The organism is Gammaproteobacteria bacterium (assembly GCA_013214945.1).
Taxonomy (GTDB): domain Bacteria; phylum Pseudomonadota; class Gammaproteobacteria; order Enterobacterales; family Psychrobiaceae; genus Psychrobium.
In genome coordinates, this window is record JABSRT010000033.1 from 1 (window position 1) to 17,208 (window position 17,208).

Genomic DNA, 17,208 nt, shown 5'->3' on the forward strand with positions numbered 1-17,208 from the left:
AAATATAACAATCTCAATTATTGTCTTCGCATATAAAAAATTTAGGCTGAGAATGATAAATTCTACAGCCTCGTTAGTGCGTCAAGCTAAGCTTGGTGCATCTTGCAGGGTGCAAGTCCCTGTCGGGTAAGGTTTAACCAACCACCTGTATCGAGTGTTGCGCCTTTGGCGGATTGTGAGATTAGCGATTGCTTTTCAGCAGTGAGGACTGCATCACGCGAACAATATTGGTGAAGCGTACACAGAGAATTATATAGGCCATAGGGGTTGTCGTGACCCTGAAGTGCTGGTATTGCTCCGATAAATATTAGATCTGACTGACGAGGTTTATAACGCCATCGAAGTCCATGCAAAGCAACCGTACTGGTTAGGTTGTGGCGAGTCAGCGGAGTTATCAAGCCGTGGCATGTATGAAGAGATGCATTGAGAACTTGAGAGATCCAAAGGTGTTCCATTAGGACGATGGTAGTGACGTTTAGCCAAAAGCAAAGCCAACGATGACCCTTTGGAAGTCAGATCAGCCCATAGTAGTCTGAGCAGGGGAAAGCCTTGTACATGGCGAAGGAGCTGACAGTTATATCCGGTATTAAGCCGCCACATAGTCCAGACAAAGTAGGGCTGGGATCACTATGACAACAACACTTAATACCATCGCATTTAAAGCACAAACCCACTCCAAGCACAGGTTTCAGAATTTATATGGACTACTAAATTCTGATAGCCTGTATCAAAGCTGGGGGCAACTCAATAAACACGCGAAACCTGGTATCGATGGCATCACTATGCCTAAGTACAAGGCAACGCTAACTGAAAATATCGATCGCTTAGGTCAACAACTCAAGCATAAATGCTACCGAGTTAATGATATAAAGCGGATCTTTATCCCTAAATCCAACGGCAAGTTACGACCTCTAGGTCTACCAACGGTCGATGATAAACTCGTGCAACAAAGTGTTAGTCAGATCCTGCAAAGCATTTGGGAACAAGACTTTTTACGCAATAGTTATGGTTATCGACCGAATAAAAGTGCGCATCAAGCGGTACATAGTTTGACATTAAATCTGCAATTTAAAGGTTACGGCTACATTGTCGAGGCTGATATTAAAGGCTTCTTTGATAACCTTGATCATAAATGGCTGATGGACATGTTAAAACAGCGCATCGATGATAAAGCTATACTTAACTTAATTAACCAGTGGTTAAAAGCACGGATAAAATCACCTGATGGCGTATACACCAAGCCATCTAGTGGCAGTCCACAAGGCGGAATTATCAGCCCTGTGTTGGCTAATATTTATCTGCACTACGCGCTCGATCTCTGGTTCGAAAAGAAAGTAAAGCCAACAATGCGTGGACGAGCAATGATGATCCGCTACGCAGATGATTTTGTCTGTGCGTTTCAATTTGCCAATGACGCCGAACGCTTTTATAAGGTACTACCGAAACGATTGAAGAAGTTCAACTTAGACGTCGCAGAAGACAAAACATCGTTAATGCGTTTTAGCCGATTTCACGTTGGTCGAAAACGTCACTTTGTATTTCTAGGGTTCGAATTTTACTGGGGCACTGATTCAAATAGTAAACCAAGGCTCAGGCGACGAACCGCTGTGAAGAAGCAGAAGGCGAAACTGAGTGAGTATTACCAATGGATCAAAGCTAAACGCTCGCTTAAATTGAAGCTCTGGCTGCCACAGTTAAGACGAAAACTCATGGGATTTGTAAATTACTTCGGACTACCCGACAACAGCAGAAGTTTATCAAGCATGCACGATTATGTATTACATAGTCTGTATAAATGGTTGAACAGACGCAGTGGTCGGCGAAGTTATAATTGGAGTAATTTCAAGAAGATGCTAATATATTTCAAAATTGAGAAACCAAGCGTCAGCAAACGATTTGTGCTGGTCGATTGGTACTAGGTGTTGTGTTTTACACGAGCGAATATATAACTGAAGAGCCGGATGCGGTAGTTCCGCACGTCCGGATCTGTGTGGGGTCGGCTCAGTAATGGGTCGCTCTACCACGATATTCACACGTTCACCCATACAAAACCTAATCCCTAAACGAATATTGGCACGATAAATCCTGTGGCGCTTTGTGCCCGATAGCACCATAGACTTTACGAATAAGAGGGCACATCCTGACGGTAAAACGCTCCATGGCTAAGTGTTAAAAAATGAACATGAACGACAGCATCGTAGCGCACAAATCAGATGTGGATGGTGGCTAGGTGAGGGGGAATTCACTCGTCAAAAATATTTTTTTTACTTATTAAGGATAGGGCGCTTTATGGTAACAAGCAGATATGTTTGTTCTTTCCCTTTAATATAAACTAGTTACATAAGAAGGGAAGCGTAGTATTTAGAACATCAGTAGAAGGCCTAAAGCAGAACAAACTGCGCATACTATGGATGTATGTTACGAAATAACAGTCGCAGCGGGGCAGTCTTATATGATGTTCGAGAGAAGGGCGACCATGTTTAGAATGCTTCAAAGGTATGGCTAAGCATCATTTTTTGTGCGATTTACGTCCGTGCTTATCGTGTTATTCCCAATAATTAAATGGCGAGTTTTACGTAAAGCAACTCAACATTCCAACCCGAATTTTACAATATATATCTAGGGTTAATATAAGTTAACCCGAGATTAACGGTACCAAAAACAATGACAATCACAAATAATCGGTTATGTTGAAACTCTCAATTTCAAATCATTTAATGCCGATAAGTAACATTATCGGCATTTGAAGTAAAAGGCCAATAATCCGTTGCTTGACCTGTACTGAGCAGTTCTATCATCAGAGCGCGCATTGATTTAACGCTTTAAAATAGGCTGTCAACGATTAGTCACTTACGTCTGCCTATGCGTTTAATTAAGAATAATAGAGATGTTCACAGTGTTGTATGCAAGGAGCACGAATGGATAAACTGATAATTCACTTTGTAGTAGCTAAGAATCAATCGTCAGATATCTGTTAATAATGATATGGCTGCTCAGTGACATCAACCATCTGTCATTTATCTCGGCTAGCTTGATACTATTATGGTGGTTATTCTTGCTGCCAGTTCAATCTAGATTAAGATTCGACTGAGCTGACACGACGTATGTCGACAAAGCGTAATGTTTGCTGGTTGGATTTCATGAGCTTCACACAACAATTCGAATCATCACAGCGCAAATGCTAATTGGCTATCATGTGCAATAACGATCATCAGCTAATTACTAAAGTAAGATGTCGTGATAAATGAAATCAAACTAAGCCAAGCTCCAACGTTACTTATTTTAGTTACTTAGTTTTGTAATTGAGATTACTAACAGCATCTAGTATCAGTGACACAAAGTTACTTGATCGGTATTAAGTAACTTTAGGCATGTAATTTACCGAGCTGAAATCTTAGATATATGTGAGCCTATGTGAAATCTGCCTAGACTTGGCCACATCAATTATTCAGATTTCACGTAGGCTCGATTTGTAATATTCCTGAAACGTTGAGATATTCCTGAAAACCGTTGAGTTTTACACAACTTACACTTCTGGCTATTTAGTACATAACACTACGCATAATGTATATTATGTTAAATAGGATATTATGGTGTGCTCCAAGTGGCTGTTTTTGATTAGCGCCACTCAGGTTGAGATCCAGCGCCATAACGAGAATGCCTTCCTGAACGCTCTAGCCGCTCATAGTTTTATATGAGCTTGCTCATCGGTAACTTTTCTTCGTGTGTATTTCGCTACAGGCACATAGCGCCTTGAAATTATCATGCGAAGTTGGTCTTTGATTAGATGTTCTTATTTCCTTCCTTTGAGCTTTTCCATTTCTATGTAGAGCTCTGCTGCTAAAATACTTCCAAAGGTAGCGTTAATTTTATCAATAACAGAACATTGTGTGTCAGGCGATCTATTGAGATGTGCTAATTCTATCCATGCTTCAACTAGTAATCTTGATGGGAATCTGTTTTCCATAACACAATCCTTTTTTATTATAGAATACTAACGTTAATTGATAGTAATCAAGTAAGCAACTAATCAATCATGTTTATATAAACACAGACATAAATATATGTACATTTGGAAGTACCCTTGCTACGTTCAAATTAACATTGCGGCGATAGATTAATAGCTTCACTACAAAATGTCTGATAGCGGTAATTAACCGATTATATTAGGAGTCATAACCATGGATTGGATTATCTCTTTAGCTTTAGATTTTTTAACGACAACGTTAGTTATTCCACTAATCATAATAATTCAATTCTTTTATAGAAAACGTAGACTTATTACCAAAAAGAAAATTTTGAAAAGAAAGTGTATTTAGTTTTAAAATTTAGGGGCAACGACTCGCCTAAAAAGTTGATCGAGCGACAATTTTTTAGGTACTGTCAACTCTTTCACGATGAATGAATAAAGTGGCAACTTAGCGCAATGATTCGCGCTTAGCCCTGGTTATTTGTTTTATTAAATCTAATAACCAGAATCGCTGATTGTTACAGCTGCTCAAAACCTTATTCTAAAGCTAGCTTTTGGTTTAAATCAATTTTATTAAGCGTTTCTATGTGTATTGTACTAACTAGGATGCTGATTACTGCTTCAGATTTCACGTAGCGTCATGTCAAAATAACAGTTTTATTGCGTATATTGTTACTCAGACTCTAAATGTACTGAATTTATGCTGTTGTTTCAGCATTTCCATTAAATGGTGACTTTTAACGACATTTATAAAATGTTGATGCAAGCGCCCTATTTTCAGCGTTATTTTCCTGATTAGTTTTATCCTTAACCTGGTATTTAAGCCAATGAATTTATTGCATATAGTGCTTTTCTAACTATTTAACATGGTTTATATCGAACTGGTGCTCACGACAAACAGCCACCTGACGTTTTGATTTGTAAGTCACTAAGCGCCACCATATTTAGTTTTATCATCTATTAGTAATAATGCTATTGTGTCGTTATATACAGCTTCATATATGGGTAATTTTATGTTGAAACAGTTGAGAATTGTAACTGTTGTTACCTCTTTAATGGCTTCGTCTTGGCTGCTGGCGGCTGAAAATTTGACCGTTAATTTGGTTGGTATTGAAAACTTTAGACCTTACAGTTATATGCAAGATAACCAAGCACAAGGATTATACAACGACATTGTTAGAGAGTTATTCGACCGTGCAGGTTACACCGTAAATATTAAATTAGTGCCGTTTAAACGAATGCTGAATTTGACCAAAAAAGGACAAGTCACTGCAATGATAGGCATTTTTTATACCGAGAGCAGGAATAAGTACGCTCTTTACCTCAAGGATACTCAGCTCACTATAATTTATAAACATTTGTTTGTATTAGATAGCAGTCCTATGCAGAACTTTTCACTGACTAATTTAAAAAACAAAACCATCGCCAGAAAAAGGGGTTTCGCACAGACTCCCGGCTATGATGAATTAGTGAAACAAGGCGCATTGCATATTACTTACACAGAAGATATAAACACCTTGATCAAATTATTGATCAATAAAAGAGTCGATGCCTTTGAATTTGGTGCGTTTGTGGCAAGTTATTATTTAAAACAAACTGAATTGGCAACTAAAATCAGAAAACTCAGCCCTGCAGTCGCTCCAGGCAGAAGCACTTATGTCGCTTTTTCCAGAAGAGCTCTTAATAAACTACCGGTCAATTTTATTGAACAAATAAACACGGTTATGCTAGAAATGCAGGCAGATGGCACCATGCAACGACTACAGGATAAGGCAGCAAACTTGCGTTGAAATCACAATTTCTCAACAGTTATCCGTATTGATCACAGGTTCCATATCAACTCAAACCCCCGCCTCAATCGCTGTGCCCACTTTTAACGTTGATATTTTTATGTCGCTTGCTTAATTCTACTTACAAGCATGCTGATTACAGCTTCAGATTGCACGGAGCGTCATGTAAAAACAGCCGTTTTATTGGATATATTGGTTTTTTGATCAAATAATCGGCTAAAAGTGCCAGTTTTACGGGAGTGTAATTATCACTGTGTTTTTGTACAGTATAAATTACGCCTCCGCAAAAAGGTGACTTTTAATCGGGATTTATCCCAGTTTCTATGGATGTTGGACAATTTTGCGCCAAGTGCCCTATTCTTTTATTGCCGTTAACAGCTTGCCTGCTAATTTTTTCATCAGCAATGGCTACGGTTGCCGATGTTATACAGTCCTGTACTTTGATGCTGTGAGGATTTTTATTAAAATTGAAATTTATCCTGCGCTACTCCTGTCTATATTATGGTGCAGGCTATTATTTGAGGCTTTATATGTGCAGTAGCGTAAAGAGATCACATCGACGCGTCGCCAACAAACCGAATAAGTCAGGATTGTTGGTCAGTATGAGTCCAGCAACTCGGGCTAGGTTTACTGCAACAGCGAATGCAGCCGATAGCAAAAAAACGTTGAGTCAGGCACAACAAAACAGTGCCAAGTCACTTTCTTCAACGCACTGCGAACAAGCCACAACTACCACGCGGCCACAAACGCATTCGTTTGTGGCCGCGTGGTTAATAAGCTGGTTACAGTTACTTAACCGCTGGTTTATTTAATCCCGATCGTTATTAAGATTTGCCCGCCTTAGCATTTACAAGTGCCCTATTACTCAACGTTGCGCGTTTTAAGTTTTTATTCGCTTGCTCAAAATACTGTGAAGAACTGTCGATAGCCCGTCTAAATAACTCAATTGCCTGGGTATATTTACGCTCTAGCAATAAATAATATCCTAAATCGTTTAATGCTTCTGCCGGCGACATTACCTGCTCAAAGCTCATCAGTGCTTGGTTATATTGGCCCTTTCGGGCATAAACTAACCCTAGGTTAGTCCATGCTCGCTCAAAAGTAGGCGAGTACTCAATGGCTTGTTTAAGGTAACGCTCAGCCAAATTATATTGACCACTAAGATATAATGAATAACCTAAATTTGTTGCTAACAATGGCGAGCGTGGCTGTTGTTTGAGCGCGAGTTTAAAATAGATTCTGGCTGTTGAATGACGTTGTGCCAAGTCTTCAACCACGGCCAACGCGTTATAGGCACGCATTGGCGAAGATTGGTCAAGCGCGATGAATTCAAGGTGTTCAATTTTTTTCCTAGTATTGTTCAAACGTAACTGATCGAGGGTCACTGCTTGATTAAGGTGAACAGTCGCTAATTGGTATTGGCGACTGTTCATCGCTAACACGCCAAGTGCGCTATGGGCCACGCCCATATTTGGGGCAAGTGCCACAGTCTCTAGATAGGCTTTAATTGCCATTTTTTTATTGTCACGAAAACCATGGATCTGACCTATCTGAAACAGGGTTTGGGCATTGTCAGGGTTAAATTCCAAGGCTTGAATATAACAATAAAGTGCAGTGTCTAATTTTTGAAATTTTTGGGCGGCCTGTGCCTGGCTTATCGCTTGTTGTTCATTAGCCGGCACCTTGTTTTGATTAATGGTAATCGGTGCACGACCCTCGTACAAATCCGCTCGACTAAGTCCCGCTTGGCTCTTCTGCGTGGGTGGAATAGTTGAGCAGCCAACACTAAACAGTGTTATTAACAGTATTAATACTGGTGACAGGTTAAAGCGGCATCCCGTGCGTTGTATGTTCATAGTAAATGTCCTTATATAAGTGCTTATATTGGTTCTTATACTGATTAATTCTTATGTTACTTGCGTCTGCGATGATTACTTGTTGTTACTGCAACTAAAATGCCTTGTCCCACACACTCATTACTTTAAGGATCGCGGGCCCAACCGCAACAATAAAGAACGATGGCCAGATGCAGCCCATCATTGGAAATATCATTTTAACGGCTAATTTAGCCGCTTGTTCTTCGGCAGCTTGCAGCCTTTTGTCACGATATTCATCTGAAAATACCCTCAGTGTTTGCGCAATGCCCGTGCCCAAACGAATACTTTGCGATATCGCCGAATTCAAACCTTTAATATCCTCAAGCCCGGTTCGGCTAATAAACTCGTCTAATGCTACTTTTACCGTTAACCCCGCTCGTACCTTTGAGCACACTAAATCGAGTTCGCTGGCCAAATCTTCGTGACTAATTGCCAACTCCTTGGCTACGCGCTGGATTGCGGCTAATAGTCCCAAACCCGCTTCACAACAGACCACCAACAAATCTAGTGCATCAGGAAAGCCAAGTCTGAGCATTTTCATTCGGCTATTAGCAAAATATCGCAGCACCATAGTGGGGAGCATGAAGGCTAATCCGAAAAACAGCGCAAACAAATACAAAGTGACAAGGTTCGATAAGTCGGGCAACAACCTAAAGGCAAAGAACGAGGCTAACCCGGCAACCAGCAGTGCCATTAGTCGAATTCCATTAAATAAAGCCAGCGCATTTTCAGAGTGAAACCCGGCATGGATCATTAACTTGCGAGTTGTTTCGTTAGAGAATTTAAACAGGGGCTTTTTGGCGGCCTGATCTAAGCCGTGCTCAAGAGTACTCAATACTTCTTGCTGCTGATGATGATGAGTTGTCGAGCCCTCATGTTTGATCACTTCAAGTCGTGATTTCAATGGCGAATAAGCACCAGAAACTAGCAATGAGATGGCAATCGCCAACGTCACTCCAGTTAAGCCAGCAATCAAGTAGATTGCCCACTGAAAATACTGTGGGTCATTCAATATTATATTCAGTAAACTGGTTAAATAGTCCATAGTTACATCTCTATCTTAATTATTTTACTAAGCCAGAAGCCACCAATCAACATGCCGAGGCCTCCCCACATTAATAATTTTAACCCTTGTGGTGTGCCAGTTAATTCCGCGACATAACCAGGGCTTTGCAAATGAATAATCGCAAATAAAACAAACGGCATTAACATTAAGATCCAAGCCGATAACCGCCCTTCTGCCGACAGTGTTCTGACCCGGCGTCTAAACTTGAATCGCAGCCGAATAACCCGATTTAAATTATCGATATTTTCAGCCAAATTACCGCCCGTTTCTTTTTGCACCATTACCGCACTCGCAAAGGCCATCGCGGTAATGCTCGGTACTCGCTCAATAAATGCCAACAACGCCCGTTTAGTGCTTTTACTATAATTTAGGTTGGCAAACATTAGGCTAAACTCCTTAGCGAGTGGCCCTTCCATTTCTTGGGTAATGAGTTTGATCGCATCAGAAAAAGCGTAACCCGCTTGCAGTGCTCGGCGCAGAACATCGAGCGCGTCGGGAAAGCTCGCCTCGATCAGTTCCATCCGCTTATTGGTGTCATAGTTAAGCTTAAATCTGAACAACAAAATGACCGACACCCCAATCAACAGACAAACGAGCCAATGGTGAACAAGATACCAACCAATGATCACTCCAACTAACGCGCTAATTAGCGCTAACAGCAAATATTTATGCCCCATTAACTGATAGTCAGCCAGTTCTAATCGATAGCTTAGGTTTTCTATTAGCTTGACTTTCTCGAGCGACTGGCCAACAGCCCCCAATTTGTCTAAACGACTTTTACGCAATAATGAAATTTGTTGACCATTATCACCCTCTGCAATACTCAATTTTTTAAGCCGTTGCCGCACCAGCGCCGTTTTGGCCCGTTGTGGATTGTAAACAGGTAAAAACAGTGCCTGTGATAAAAAAATCACCGCAATGAAGATTAGTCCGAGAAAAATCAGCTCATTTGACACCATAATAAATTCTCCTAATAGTCATCGAAATCGTTAGCACAATTAAATAGCTCGTAGGGTAAATCAATGCCCTGCATTTTGAGCTTGCCATGAAACCCCGGGATTACCCCGGTTGCATCAAATCGGCCAAGAATATTGCCATCGCTGTCTTTACCTTCTCGGGTATAGCAAAATATTTCTGACATGGTAATAATGTCGCCTTCCATGCCATTTATTTCTTGAATACTGGTGATCCGGCGTCGGCCATCTTCTTGGCGGCTCAGTTGCACCACCAGATCAATCGCTGAAGCAATTTGAATCCTAATATTGCTCACTGGCATATCAAACCCAGACATGCAGACCATATACTCCAACCGCCCTAGCGCATCACGCGGGCTGTTGGCATGTAACGTGGTTAACGAGCCTTCGTGGCCGGTGTTCATAGCCGATAACATATCTAGTGCTTCGCCGCCTCTGACCTCGCCTATTACAATGCGATCTGGGCGCATGCGCAGGCAGTTTTTGACTAAATCTCGTTGGCTGATTTCGCCATTTCCTTCAATATTTGGTGGCCGGGTTTCTAATCGAACAGTGTGGCTTTGCTGTAGCTGCAATTCTGCTGAGTCTTCAATAGTGACGATTCTTTCATCATTGGGGATATAGCCAGACAACAAATTAAGCAAGGTTGTTTTGCCACTGCCGGTCCCGCCAGAAACCAGAATATTAAGCTTGCCTTGCACGGCACCCTTGAGCACTTCGATCATGTCGGCACTAATAGAGCCGAGTTTAATCAGCTGCTGAGCTTTAAGTTTATCGACTGCGAAGCGCCTAATTGATAAGCAAGGGCCGTCTAATGCCAGTGGTGGAATAATTGCGTTAACGCGAGAACCGTCTTGCAGCCGGGCATCGACCATCGGCGATGATTCATCAATTCGGCGCCCAACACTCGACACAATGCGATCAATGATATTGAGTAAGTGTGCATTGCTATGAAACTTCACTGCTACGCGTTCTAATTTGCCATGGCGTTCAATGTAAACATGGTCAAAACCGTTGACTAAAATATCTGAAATCGTGGGATCGGCCAATAATGTCTCTAAGGGGCCCAAACCTAATACTTCATCAATAATCAATTGAATTAAGCGCTGGCGAGCGGTTAAATTGATTGGCAAATGCAATTCGTTGATTAGTTGTAGGCAAATATCACTAATTTGTTGCCGCGCCTGTTCCTTAGAAATTGTTTCGATAAGCGACAGATCTAACGCGTTCAGTAACTTATCGTACAGTTGTTCTTTAATTTCAAGTTCTTCTTTGGTCAGCGAGAGCTGGTCCGAAACTATGTCGTTGTGCTGCTGATTTTCCATAACTTATGCCCCAAATAGTCGCGACCAAATGCTTGAAGTAGCTTTGTTGGCCGCTGGTGATGGCGGAAGAAAGTTGCTAGCTATCTTTTGTAAGTCACTGAGCATGCGGCCACGCCGGACCACTCCCGTAATAGCTACGCCAAGGTCCGTACATTGATTGGCGACTTTAAAGTCGTTGCCGACCGTCCACACAGAATCAATGCCGGTTGCCTCCTTAATATCACTAATGCTAATGTCGACGCCGCGTTTTTGATAACGGTTTACCAAGATATGGATCCGCTGCCGGTCTAATCCTAAATTGCCAACCAGCTGGGTGATCAGCGCCTTGGTTTCTCTAATACTGATCACATTTTGTTGCAGTACCAGTAATATTTCGGCGTCTTCAAGCACCGATAAATTCCATTGCTCTGGGCCACGAGAAAGATCAATGATCACCTGTCGATAATGTTTTCGACACTTGAGCAATAATTGCTTGAACTGGTCTGGTTCGATATTTACTTGACTATTAAGCAAGGAAAACGACTGTGCCGCGAGTAAATGAAGCTGGTTCTTTTTCGTCATCACGCTTTTTAAGGCGACCGCATCAAGTTGTTCAAGACTGAGCAAAGCATCGGTAATATAGAAGCTAGGATTGAGCCCCAGCATGTGGGCGAGCGTGCCACAATGTAAATCGGAATCGATTAGGGCAACTTCATCGCTTGCTCTTGCGGCGACAATATCGGCCAGACTGGTCGCAATAAAACTAGCACCTGAGCCCCCCTTACCATTGATTACAGCGATAAGGGGGGCCAATTTTGCCTTTTTAGCAACTTGGCTAGCAATATGGCTAATCGCCTCGAGCAATTGCCCTTTAGGGGCGTCCAGCGATATGAAATCACAAACCCCTTGCTGAAAGGCCCGTCTTAGCACGCCTTGTGAGGTATCTTGCCCTAACAAGATAGTCGCAATGCCATAACTGGCCGCATAGCTTAATGCCTCAACAGCTTGGGCTTCATCATGGGGTAACAGCAACAACAGAATATCGTAATGGGTTCGCCCTGATTGCTGCTGACTCGTTGCGTCAGCATAACTGACATTATGCCAACTGAAATTTCGGGCCCCTGCAAGTTCACGTTCCACGCCGGGCAGCGCGTCGGATTGACAATTAATAAGCAGTGCTTGCATGGCACAAGGCATAAAAACATCGTCTGCCGTTGCCTCAACAATTTGACTGTTTACACCTTGCGGGTTGGCCTCAGCAATGAATAACTCAAGTGACTTGTTCATGGTGTTTCCTTATCTAAACTTAGCTGCAGTCAGTAAAACCGGCCCCTGCGGGTGCATCGTCATCGACCTTAAATACCCCTAAACTTTCCCGGGGCAACACGGTGATGAAATCGGCAAAGTTGAGGGTCATCATTAACCCTGGTACTAAAAATTGATGTTGATAGTTGACAACTCGCGCCCGAACCAGCGCAATATCGCTGCCAATTGCGACCACACCGGTGTCTTGGTGATAACTAATAATGATATTGCTATCAACGAGATTTGGCACAATATCGGTGCCATTGAACCGCGCCATGGTGTTTATGTCTGGGTCGCCCACTTGGCACACTACCGCAAGCCTGGCTGCGCGACGCGACACTTCATAAAGCGCATTGTAAGTAAAATACAACCGACCCAACTCAATAATGGCAAATAACAGCACCATAAAAATACTACTAATAATGGCAAATTCGACCGCAAAAACACCGCGTTGAGCTCTCATATTGCCCTCACAGCATAAGCAGTATTAAGGTTAAAACTTAAGTCGATATCTGCGCCGAAACCAAAGGTAGGCATAACATCACCGACAATCGGGCTCCAGTCATAACTAACGCTAATCACGATAATGCCGGCCCCAACCTCGGTAATTGATATATCTGCCACGTTTAGGCCATCTAACAGTGGCGTACTGCCACTAAATCGCGTGCCATATAGCAAGATGTTTCGGGTTTCTGTTTTGATCTCATCGGTGAGATCAACCACCCCTGTTGTATCTGGGATCGCGTGACCCGCTAACGAAATATACCGGCCAGCGTCACGGGTTAACTGGGTCAGCAAGTTATATTGGTAAAGCACTCGGCTAAATTCAGCTGTCGCGTAAATTAGCAGCAGCATCACCGGCAATACCAGGGTAAATTCAACAATGGCGATGCCTTTTTGCTGATTGAAATTCACCTTATTCTCCTTATTCTATTTTAAGAGTCAGGGCTGTCAGGATCACGAAATAGCACAATGGTATTGCTAAAACTCTCTAACGTTGGATCGAGCGAGGCATGCCCCGCGCCGGCACAACTAGCGGCGTACTCGCCAATAACGTAGGCATTATTACCCTGGTGTAAAACCTCTTGGGTTAAAAAGAAGCAACCAGTAGTAACAACTTCAACCGTATTGGCACCATTAGTGGTGCCATCACATATCCCTATCACCACTTCCATTTCACGTCGACTGCTAACACCACCAATAAAATTTGCTTCACCGCTTAAGCATTGATCGACTAGACCCGTCAACGAATGCTCATAAGCGCTAAAACGATAAGCGCCGTCTTCACTGCCGGTAGGAATGTTACTGTCTTGATCCGGTACAATCGGTGTGCCAACGCAGGTATTAATATCGGGTGGGTAAGTCTCTTCACTCATATTACCTTGGCCTGGAGTCGCAATACCCAAGCGCATATTGAGACCCGCAGCCACCGGGCCGACTTTATTACCGGGCATGGTATCAACGGTATCACCGGGGTTTACACAGACCTCTGCGCTATACCCACCGGCCAAGGCTTCTTTAAGTGTGGTATCGCTGTGACTAACCCCTAAATCGAGCAGCTGAAAATTACCTGGGCCCAACGTATCATTTTGCTTGGATCCTATTTTCATCACATAAAGCTCTAATGTTGGGGGCGCGACATAACTGTTGTCGGGTAACTGCTCGGCACAGACCATCATCGGGATCAATTTGCTGTTACAGGCAATGTCGGTACTGCGCCCGGCCACGGCCGATGCTCTGACGACTTTATTAAAACTAAAAAGGTCGGCGACAAAATTATTTAAACTGACACTTTCTACGATAACCCTGACATATTCACTGTCTTCGTCCAAAATAGGCACAAAGGGATCGGGCAACTGCGAAAACTCGATCACTATGTTGCTCGTTACCTGAGTATTATTAAAATCTGTTGCTGCGACATCGATGCCCGCACTTAATTCGTGATTTTGAGCAAAGGCTAAATTTTGTTGTAGTAATACAATGGCAGCTTGGCGCGAATCATAAAGTGAACCGCCCTCGGTTAGGGTTTTAGCAGAATTTAACGCTGACGAATCAACGATATTTTGCAACCGACTTTTACTGAGTAATAGGTGACTGCCATCAATGGCTAATGCTGCAACCGCCAGTAATGCAAATAAGCCAATCGTAAACATAATTAAAATAGCGCCCGACTGACGGCAAATTTGATGAGGTGCAGGCAACATTGTGCGACAGTTTAATTTATTCATCAGTGCCCCTTATCTGCAATTAACTAACTATTATTTACCAATTTCGATCATGGTTAACTTACCTCTGGCGGTTTGCGGCAAGCTATTACTTTTACGGTAAGCATTAGTCACGGCGTAGCCATAATTACCATCGAGCGATAACACGATGCCCTCGTTACGACCTGGCGCCTGTGGGTCGAGTATTTGTATTTCGCTGACCTGCTGATAGCTCTGGCCCAGGGTAAATTGGTGCAGCTGACTGCACCCGGTGGTCAAGCCAGTAGCCGCGAGTGACAACAAGATCGCGCGCGTGATGTTTTTGTTACTCAAGTTCAACATGTGATTACTCTCCGCTTGTTAAAGTGAATGGCCATATTTTTGGGTCATGCCGCCATCATCAATGGCCATCAGTGGCTTAGATGATGGCTTTGATAATGGCTTTGACGTTGGTGGCATACTATTGGGCTTAGCATTAGATTTTTTGGCAGACAGTTTACCCAGCAGATAAAATTCAACATCGGACGGTGTAACAAAACCATCGGTTGGCAAGCTAATATCCTTTTTATTAAACGGCCTAACCAAACGCGGCGTCACCAAAATGACTAATTCAGTTTGACCACTGCGAAAGCTTTGGCTTTTAAATAGCTGGCCCAAAATAGGGATATCTCCCAGGCCTGGAATTTGATCGACATTTTCACGCAAACTGTCACTGATTAAGCCACTAATCGCGATCGTTTGACCGTCTGCCAGTTCAACCGTGGTCGCGGTGGTACGTTTCACTATAGATGGCACCAGCAAAGCATTAGAGCTGGTGCCGTTATTTTGGGCGTTTAAAATAATAGAATTGGCATTACTGAGTTCACTGACCATGACATTTAAATTTAAATTTATTTGGCCAGAATCAAGCACCGTAGGCACAAACTTAACGCCAACCCCAAAGTCTCTGAATTTAATCGTGGTGCCATCGTCGCTCGGCACCGGAATGGGAAATTCTCCACCGGACAAAAACTCTGCTTGTTGGCCACTTAGCGCGGTTAAGGTCGGTTCAGCCAACACCTTGGCCAAGCCATTTTGCTTGGCAATGTCGAACGCAAAGTTCATCAGCAGATTACTATTGGCGTACTGCGCAAAGAAACCGCGGTTGTCTAGCGTGACATCTAAACCCGTGCTGGAGCTAAATTCACCGGAGGCAATGCCACCAGAAAGCTTAGAACTGTTGTTAAAGATGAAAAAGTCAACGTCGAACTGCCGCGCGACATCACGCTGAATTTCGGCGATCACCACCTCAAGCATTACCTGGTGACCGCCACCAATTGACATCATGTTTAAAACCGAACTTTTGTACTTGCCAACCGTAGCGGCATCAGAATAACCCTGAGCCAACTCGACCGCGGTATTCATTTTTTTTAAACTTGAAGTTTCACCACTTATCACCAACTGGCCTTGAGAAGTCTGAACTGCCAGTTTTTGTTGCGGCAGAAACTGATGCAACCTGCGCTTTAAACCATTCAAGTCATGGGTGACCTCAATGTCAATCACATCGATTAACCGATCTTTAGTATCCCAGGCCATGATATTGGTGCTGCCCAAGCGCTTGCCTAAAATATACAGCTGGTTATTGGGCAATAACTTAATATCGGCAATTTCCGGATTGCCAATTGATATCCGATGTAACGCGCGCGCGAGCACTATGTTACGTGATTTAAAGATCGGGATTAACTTGATCTCATTATGGATGCCTGTCGGCCCTCCAGCTACCGCAAAGGAACTAAAGAGGGTAAGACCCCATATCATCAATATACACCCTACTTTCATGAACCAAGCTGTTAGCTGCGACATTATATTCTCCTTACTAAACTGATCAATTATTGCCAATATAAAATCAAGACTAATGAGCTGTTCGAGTCGTTACTTCTTGCTCATTAATGCCTTTGAGCAAATACACTTTGGTTTTATTTGGCTTAACGTAACGAATTATCACTTTTGGCGGTTGGATTGGCGCTGCAACGCGAGCGACTTTAACGACTGGCATGGCGACTTTAATCAGTCTCACCGGATTTTGGTCGTTAGGGTTTCTTAAAGCCAGTTGTAATGATCCCCGCCCTTTAGCAAGCAAGAGTATTTCAGCCTGCACCAAGTCGACTTCTAGGGTCACCGCTCGCACTAACGTTGGTTTGTTTTCATCATGAGAGGCGCGTTGGTCTATCGCTAATATTTTTATGTTGGATAACACAATATCGGTCCGAAGTTTTTTGGCTTTTTTATACAAATTGAGTACGTCAACTCGATTGCCTGGCAATAAAAAACCAGCAACGCCCACGACATCATTAACCCTGATCGTAATGGCACGCATATTAGGGGTAATTAAGCTTGCCAAGGTACTGCCTTCGCCTTTTTTAATGATGCGTTCGTCGCGTAATATTTCACCTTGGTACAAGCGCTGCTTTACCACCATTCCTTGCGCATATTCCAGATCTGTTATCGCGCCATCTGGAATTAAGTCTTCGGGAAACTGGGTGCGACTTAGGTGTTTCCTTTCCAATATAGTGCCCATTGCAACGTCTGTGGCCATCGTCACTATGCTATTGGACATTTGTGGTGCAGGGGTTGAACTATTTTTGACTAACCAACTTTGGGCAAGGTAAACAGCTACCACGCCAAAGATCAGAGATAACATGACAAAAAGTGTTGTTTTGCTGTTCATTTCAAACTCCT

15 protein-coding genes are annotated in these 17,208 nt (G+C 42.9%); 3 read left to right on the forward strand and 12 right to left on the reverse strand.

What is annotated here, in order from left to right; translation table 11 throughout:
* Nucleotides 1-629 precede the first annotated feature (629 nt).
* On the forward strand, nucleotides 630-1,919 hold the full coding sequence (gene ltrA, locus HRU23_18615; protein ID NRA56158.1) for a group II intron reverse transcriptase/maturase: 1,290 nt from the start codon (nucleotides 630-632) through the stop codon (nucleotides 1,917-1,919).
* A 1,874-nt stretch (nucleotides 1,920-3,793) separates the two neighbouring features.
* On the opposite strand, the gene HRU23_18620 is transcribed toward ltrA, so the two are convergent.
* Nucleotides 3,794-3,967, reverse strand: a complete 174-nt coding sequence (locus tag HRU23_18620) for a hypothetical protein (protein ID NRA56159.1) — start codon at nucleotides 3,965-3,967, stop codon at nucleotides 3,794-3,796.
* Nucleotides 3,968-4,983: 1,016 nt separating this feature from the next.
* On the opposite strand from HRU23_18620, the gene HRU23_18625 reads away from it, so the two are divergent.
* Both HRU23_18625 and HRU23_18630 read left to right on the forward strand, forming a co-directional pair.
* Nucleotides 4,984-5,760 (forward strand): transporter substrate-binding domain-containing protein, encoded by a 777-nt coding sequence (locus tag HRU23_18625; protein NRA56160.1) that lies wholly within the window; start codon nucleotides 4,984-4,986, stop codon nucleotides 5,758-5,760.
* Between the two features lie 602 nt (nucleotides 5,761-6,362).
* On the forward strand, nucleotides 6,363-6,572 hold the full coding sequence (locus HRU23_18630) for a hypothetical protein (protein NRA56161.1): 210 nt from the start codon (nucleotides 6,363-6,365) through the stop codon (nucleotides 6,570-6,572).
* Between the two features lie 12 nt (nucleotides 6,573-6,584).
* On the opposite strand, the gene HRU23_18635 is transcribed toward HRU23_18630, so the two are convergent.
* The 11 genes from HRU23_18635 to cpaB all read right to left on the reverse strand — a co-directional run bounded on the left by HRU23_18635 (nucleotide 6,585) and on the right by cpaB (nucleotide 17,197).
* Nucleotides 6,585-7,616 (reverse strand): tetratricopeptide repeat protein, encoded by a 1,032-nt coding sequence (locus HRU23_18635; protein NRA56162.1) that lies wholly within the window; start codon nucleotides 7,614-7,616, stop codon nucleotides 6,585-6,587.
* Nucleotides 7,617-7,710: 94 nt separating this feature from the next.
* Nucleotides 7,711-8,682: a type II secretion system F family protein gene (locus tag HRU23_18640; protein ID NRA56163.1), complete on the reverse strand. Its 972-nt coding sequence runs from the start codon at nucleotides 8,680-8,682 to the stop codon at nucleotides 7,711-7,713.
* Between the two features lie 2 nt (nucleotides 8,683-8,684).
* A complete protein-coding gene (locus tag HRU23_18645) occupies nucleotides 8,685-9,662 on the reverse strand; it encodes a type II secretion system F family protein (protein ID NRA56164.1) in 978 nt (325 codons plus the stop codon).
* A gap of 11 nt (nucleotides 9,663-9,673) precedes the next feature.
* Entirely contained in the window at nucleotides 9,674-11,002 is a 1,329-nt protein-coding gene (locus tag HRU23_18650) for a CpaF family protein (protein ID NRA56165.1), read from the reverse strand.
* A gap of 3 nt (nucleotides 11,003-11,005) precedes the next feature.
* Nucleotides 11,006-12,268 (reverse strand): P-loop NTPase, encoded by a 1,263-nt coding sequence (locus HRU23_18655; GenBank protein NRA56166.1) that lies wholly within the window; start codon nucleotides 12,266-12,268, stop codon nucleotides 11,006-11,008.
* 19 nt (nucleotides 12,269-12,287) lie between these two features.
* Entirely contained in the window at nucleotides 12,288-12,749 is a 462-nt protein-coding gene (locus tag HRU23_18660) for a pilus assembly protein (protein NRA56167.1), read from the reverse strand.
* The gene (locus HRU23_18665) at nucleotides 12,746-13,141 is read right to left on the reverse strand and encodes a pilus assembly protein (GenBank protein NRA56168.1); all 396 of its coding nucleotides are present in this window, start codon (nucleotides 13,139-13,141) and stop codon (nucleotides 12,746-12,748) included. Before HRU23_18665 ends, HRU23_18660 begins: the two co-directional genes overlap by 4 nt.
* 80 nt (nucleotides 13,142-13,221) lie before the next feature.
* Nucleotides 13,222-14,514, reverse strand: a complete 1,293-nt coding sequence (locus HRU23_18670; GenBank protein ID NRA56169.1) for a hypothetical protein — start codon at nucleotides 14,512-14,514, stop codon at nucleotides 13,222-13,224.
* Nucleotides 14,515-14,544: 30 nt separating this feature from the next.
* Nucleotides 14,545-14,832 (reverse strand): hypothetical protein, encoded by a 288-nt coding sequence (locus tag HRU23_18675; GenBank protein NRA56170.1) that lies wholly within the window; start codon nucleotides 14,830-14,832, stop codon nucleotides 14,545-14,547.
* An 18-nt stretch (nucleotides 14,833-14,850) separates the two neighbouring features.
* Nucleotides 14,851-16,308 carry a type II and III secretion system protein family protein gene (locus HRU23_18680; protein ID NRA56171.1) on the reverse strand — a complete coding sequence of 486 codons (1,458 nt, stop codon included), beginning with the start codon at nucleotides 16,306-16,308 and terminating at the stop codon, nucleotides 14,851-14,853.
* 73 nt (nucleotides 16,309-16,381) lie between these two features.
* Nucleotides 16,382-17,197 (reverse strand): Flp pilus assembly protein CpaB, encoded by an 816-nt coding sequence (gene cpaB, locus HRU23_18685; protein NRA56172.1) that lies wholly within the window; start codon nucleotides 17,195-17,197, stop codon nucleotides 16,382-16,384.
* Nucleotides 17,198-17,208: the final 11 nt, after the last annotated feature.